Raw genomic sequence first — 622 nt, forward strand, 5'->3', positions numbered from 1 at the left:
CGCGTGGCAAGCCGGAAGGCTGACGCGAGCAACATTTCGTGGTTTGCCTATAACCAATGAGCGGCGTTACCCGCGCCGCGCGCGGGTAAGGTCCGATAGGTGAAGCAGAGAGGCGGAGGCCGAACGGCATAGACGCGAAAGAGCGGGACACACGCCCCGCTCTTTTTTTATGCCCTGCGCTGTGCCCCCGCCAAAAGAGGGAACGTCTCCCGCGCATAGCGGTATGATACCTCCCACTACAGTGGTATGATACCTCCCATTACAGTGGTACGATGCCTCCCACCATAGTGGTGCGATACTTCCCACTACAGTGGTGCGATGCCTCCCGCTATGACAGGGAGCGGAGCTTCCCGCTGTGGCGGGAAACAGAAGCCCCGCTACGATACGGTTAAGTCTTTGCTGTAGGTGAACGAGTGCGGCGTTTTGAGGTTTTTGCCGCCGCTGCCAAACTGCGTGATAATCCGCGTCCGATAGGTTCCCGCGTCAAGGGCGGGGATGACCGCGATGATTTCGCCCGGGTTGTTCACCACAAGATCGCTCGCGTCAACTTTGACCGGCTCGCCGTCCGCGGGCACAAAGTACAAGCCGACCGAGGCGTCCTCGCCCGCGATTCTCAGCTTGA

At 60.0% G+C, this 622-nt stretch carries 1 protein-coding gene; it reads right to left on the reverse strand.

Annotated elements, in window-relative coordinates:
* Positions 1–377: 377 nt before the first annotated feature.
* Positions 378–622, reverse strand: a 245-nt coding sequence (locus AWU74_RS07365; RefSeq protein WP_162505015.1) for a DUF4469 domain-containing protein, incomplete at its 5' end; no start/stop codon positions are given.

Source organism: Treponema endosymbiont of Eucomonympha sp., assembly GCF_001028545.1.